Genomic DNA, 3,917 nt, shown 5'->3' on the forward strand with positions numbered 1-3,917 from the left:
GCTCGGTTTTATTGCCGTTCGCATCGATATAACAGGTCAGTAACTCTTGTTCATTATGAAAATAGTACTCAGTATTGCCTAAGCTGTCGGTGCTGGTGCTTTTATTACCGTTATAGTCAAAATGGTAATCGTATGCGCCGTCGTCGCCCCGTTATTTGATAGCCGGCAACATTTTTGGTGTGGAAGATTTAGATGCAAAAAAACGACTAAACAGAGTGTGCTTAGCCGCTGGATTAAATTGTGAACTAGCGTGATTGATACAACATCACCAATTTATTGAAAAGGCAACACATAACGCCATGATTTATCAAATGATGCAAAATGAAAGACTTGACCCCATCATTTTACTGTGTCCGTTGGCATCAAGGGTGCTGATTTTACGCCCTTGAGTATCATAGCTATGCTCGGTTTTATTGCCGTTCGCATCGATATAACAGGTCAGTAACTCTTGCTCATTATGAAAGTAGTGCTCAGTATTGCCTAAGCTATCGGTGCTGGTGCTTTTATTACCGTTATAGTCAAAATGATAATCGTACGCGCCGTCATCGCCCCGTTATTTGATAGCCGGCAACATTTTTGGTGTGGAAGATTTAGATATAAAAAAACGACTAAACAGAGCGTGCTTAGCCGCTGGATTAATAGATTAAATGGTGAACTAGCGTGATTGATACAACATCACCAATTTATTGAAAAGGCAAAACATAACCCCATGATTTATCAAATAATGTAAAATGAAAGACTTCCCCCCATCATCTGCCATATTGACATATTGACATATTGACATATTGACATATTGACATTCAAGATTAAAGACCTGACCCCGATCCGATATACCATTTAAATGAGAAGCCATGTCAATATCCGAATAACCTGACTTTTTATAAAAATCACTCGCCGTTTTTTTTCTGGCTGCAACAACGTCAACTAATTTAGGTTTAACAACTGCAAGTGGAAAAAATATTTCGCCTAAACCAGTAAATGCTTCAGCACCGAAAGAGTGGCCTCTAGCCCAGCAATAACTTTGCCGTCAAAGTCATGTGTCAAACAAAGGTATGGCTGTCCAACCTTTTACTTATCACCTTTTTCTTTTTTCCGACTTTTAATGCGTCATAGTTTTATCGCTGCTTCATAGATACATAAAAAACGCCCTGATTGGTATTCTCCAAGAGAAAAAACGCAAAGAAGGCCACTGGCAACATAATAGTGTAATTTTAAACCTTTTTTACTCCCATTAAATATTTTCACTGGTCCTAATTTAGTGATATCGAAGGACAATGCTGAAGCTATATCCTCTGCATTTAAATTAGGCTGACCAACATCACTGGTCAATTTATGCAATGGAATAAGATCTTGGAGTGAGACACTTATACTCTGATCCTTGATATCAAAAAGTAAAGGGGCATTTTTTGGAGTAATGTCTCCATCAAATAAATTTACAGGTCCTAAGTCATAAAAATCAATCATCTTACAATCCTTTTGCAATAATTTTACAGTATATTATAAATATCTTTATAGTGCTTTTATAAACCCATTTTCAATAAGTTCATCAATCGATAGTGGCAACTCATATTGCATGCCCTTTCCTGATTGTCCAAACCAAGGTATCGCATGACCAGCTTCTACATCTGGAATATCCATTAACACTTTATACTGATTATATGGTTTATCTAGTGTTTCTAATGGTAACGCTCTATTCTCAAATGGCTCTCCTGCTTTAGCTGTGAAAGTACCACCATCTTTAAATAACCCTGTTTTTTCATCGATATAACCACCATAACGATCAATAGTTTCGCCTTTTATTATTGTTATTTTTTCTGTTGATATTGCCCCCCTATTTGGTGGCCAACCATTATTCAAATTATTCTTTTCAAATAATTCTTCTAACTCATCCCACTTCTCATTTGAAAACAAATCAAATGATTTTTCAGAAAGCTTAGGCGCGCCCTTAAAATCGTCAACAGTGTCAACAAATTTTGAATATGGAACCTTGCTCCCTTGTTTCAAAACCTTAACACTATTAATTAGAGTCTCACCTCCAACGGCAGCCACGGTACCTACAGCAGCTGTCACATATGTGCTTCCAATCTCACCCGCTTTCACATAATCATTTATATCACCGCTTTCCCACGCTGTTGATAAAGCTTCATTATGTTTTGTCCAATCTCCCTGAACCCCATCAGCCACTCCATCGATACGGGCATTTATCTCATCTGCAGATCCTACACTAAGACTTGTTCCAAATGCACTATCAAGTGGTTTTAGTATTAGTGCATCTGGAAAATAGTTAACAGCATCCACTACAATATCAAAAACATTTCCGATAGCACTATCTATCGCATACAATGCTTTTTTAGGGTTAGCAAATGAGTATTCCACTGCTCCTGTAAAGTCGTCTCCTGCCTTTTTAGTAACACCACCAATATATCCAACAGGAGCAATAATTCTATCAACTGTTGAAACCCCATCCTCCTTACAACTCAGCCCAAACGGATCCACCCAGTTTACTGGATTCGGCGCATACTGATAAGGGTTTATACCGCCTGCTAATCCAATCGGATCTTGGTGAATAAAGCGCCCCTGTTTCGGGCAGTAGTATCTGAAACGGTTATAATGTAACCCAGACTCTTCATCAAAGTATTGCCCTTGAAAACGCAGTGGATTATCGATTGGGTTTTCTATGTTTTTTGCTGTTGTATCAAGGCCACCTTCACCCTGCGCACCAAACAGGTCGGTTTGGTTTTGCCAAACAATTTGCTCATTACTATCCGTTAAACAGATCGGCGTGCCGAGCTGGTCAAGGTGGTAATAATAGATTTCATCGCCTTTGATTAAGGCAACGGGTAAAAAGCTATCAGGCAGGTAGATATACCAGGTATATTCGCCGTTTGTGTGTTCGCCAATCAGCTGATTGCCATCCCAGATAAAATCCGTTTTACCTGCTTCCGTGATTTTTGCATTGCGCCTGCCTAATGCATCATATTGATATTGGCTGAGTGTGCCGTTGCTATTAAGCTGACGTAGTTGGTTGAGTCCATCAAAACTGCGTTTTTGAATTAAGCCAGTGGCGGTACTAGCGATTTGATTGCCTGAGCTGTCATAACGGTAATCGCTGCCCGCAAAGCTCAGCAAACGATCTTTTTCGACTCGGGTTTCTTGGTCTTTTTTTGCTTTGCTTTTATCAACCAGTGGATTACCAAACGCATCCCAGTCAAAGCTTTCTGTTGTATCTTTGCTTTGTGTGCTTTCTTGTACTTCATGGATTGCTTGGGTTTTACATTCACTGCTAACGAGCTGACTTAATTTGTTATAGCTAAAACTACGCTGTTTTTCTGTTTGTGCTGCTGCCTCTTCTACATCGGCTTTTTTTATCTGCTCACTGCGCTGGGTTAACTGGTTCTTTTTATCGTATTGATAACTGCGTTGTTGTTGATAGCCCTGCTGACCTGACCAATCTTGTGCGGTTAAACGAGAGCGAACATCATAGTCTTGCTGCAAGGTGATGCCGTTGCCTAGCCTATGTTGGGTAATTAGGCCGGCACTGTTGTATTCAAGTGCTAACAGGACTTTCTCATCTTCAGATGGCTGCGTCAGAGTTAGTCCGCTTAATTGACCTAACTCGTTATATTGATAACCGATTGTATTGCCATCGGGCAGGGTTAAGCCACTGCGTTTACCCTGTTGATTAAACGTGTAATTGAGTGTCCAATCAGCCTGTTTACTTTGACTTACCTGACCATTAAGATGATATTGTTGCTGGACAACACGCTCACTATTGTGCGCCAAGGTGACACGACCAATCTTGTCATATTGATAAAAATTATGGCTGTTAAACGTACCATCTCCATCGTTAGGTAATTTAACGCTATGCTGGTCAATAATACGGCCACGATTATCGCGTTTAAGTGTAATAAAGCGGC

2 protein-coding genes are annotated in these 3,917 nt (G+C 39.8%); both read right to left on the reverse strand.

Annotation, left to right across the window (positions count from 1 at the left end):
* Positions 1–1,107: 1,107 nt before the first annotated feature.
* The gene (locus KSO91_RS16285; RefSeq protein WP_238744083.1) at positions 1,108–1,464 is read right to left on the reverse strand and encodes a hypothetical protein; all 357 of its coding nucleotides are present in this window, start codon (positions 1,462–1,464) and stop codon (positions 1,108–1,110) included.
* Between the two features lie 45 nt (positions 1,465–1,509).
* Positions 1,510–3,917, reverse strand: a 2,408-nt coding sequence (locus KSO91_RS16290; RefSeq protein ID WP_238744084.1) for an RHS repeat-associated core domain-containing protein, incomplete at its 5' end; no start/stop codon positions are given.

The sequence above is a fragment of the Psychromonas antarctica genome (assembly GCF_022267535.1).
GTDB classification, from domain to species: Bacteria; Pseudomonadota; Gammaproteobacteria; order Enterobacterales; family Psychromonadaceae; genus Psychromonas; species Psychromonas antarctica.